The sequence below is a fragment of the Caulobacter sp. 10L414 genome (assembly GCF_056395525.1).
The window spans coordinates 1-1,035 of sequence record NZ_JBFTJR010000131.1 but is presented as its reverse complement, the minus strand read 5'-3'; the positions used below and the strand labels follow the sequence as shown (position 1 = coordinate 1,035).

Genomic DNA, 1,035 nt, shown 5'->3' with positions numbered 1-1,035 from the left:
GCCGAGCGGGCGGCGGCGGCGGCCTCGCGCGCGGCGGCGGCGGCCTGGCGGGCGGCCTGCAGCTGCGGGGCGAGGTCTCCGACCGAACCGGCGGCCTCGTGCTCGGCGCGAACGGTCGCGAGGGCCTCGTCGGCCTCGGCGCGCTCGGCCTCGAAGCGGGCGATGGTGTCGTCCAGCGACTGGGCGCGGGCCTCGCGCTGGGCGGCCTCGCGCTCGAAGCGGGCCACGGTCTCACGGGCCCCGTTCAGCAGGCGCTCGGCGTCGGGCGGGCCCCGGCGCTTGTCGCGCAGGGCGTCCTCGGCGGCGCGCAGGCGATCGGCGGCGGTCTTGAGAGCGGCGCTGGCGGCCTCGGCCCCGGGCGCAACCTGGTCGATCTCGGCCTCGACCTCGGCCAGGCGCGTGCGCTGCTCCAGGCGGACGGCCGCAGGCTTGGGGGCGTCGGCCTTGGCGACGAAGCCGTCCCAGCGCCACAGGTCGCCTTCCTTCGAGACCAGGCGCGCGCCGACCGGCAAGGCCTTGGCCAGGCGCGCGGCGTCGGCGCGGTCGACCAGACCGACCATGGCCAGGCGCGCGGACAGCTCAGCCGGAGCCTTGACCAGCGGGRCCAGCGGCTGAACGCCCTCGGGCCACGCCGTCGCGGGGGCTTCGGCTCCGGCCCAGTGCGACGGCGCGCGGGCGTCGAGGGCGGCTTCCAGGTCGTCGCCCAGGGCGGCGGCCAGGGCCGCGCCATAGCCCTTGTCGGGGGTCACCGCATCGAGGGCGGGCGAGAAGCCGCTCTTGGCGCGCGGGGCGGTCAGCTGGGCCAGGCCCCGCGCCTCGGTGCGCAGGCGGCCAAGCTGGTCCTCGACCTTGCGGGCCTGATCGCGGGCCGCGCCCTCGGCCTGGGCGGCGCTGGTGCGTTCGGCCTCGGCGGCCTCCAGGGCGGCGCGGGCGGCGGCCAGCTGGGCCTCGGCGTTGGCGAAGCGCTGCCTGGCCTCGGCGGCGGCCGGATCGACCGCAGGACCGACGGCGGCGCGCTCGGCCTTGGCCTGGTCC

Annotated in this window: 1 pseudogene; it reads right to left on the bottom strand. The window is 79.3% G+C overall.

Annotation, left to right across the window (positions count from 1 at the left end):
• Window positions 1-1,035 (bottom strand): annotated as a pseudogene (locus AC1DCG_RS25055) (chromosome segregation protein SMC); the annotation flags it as partial.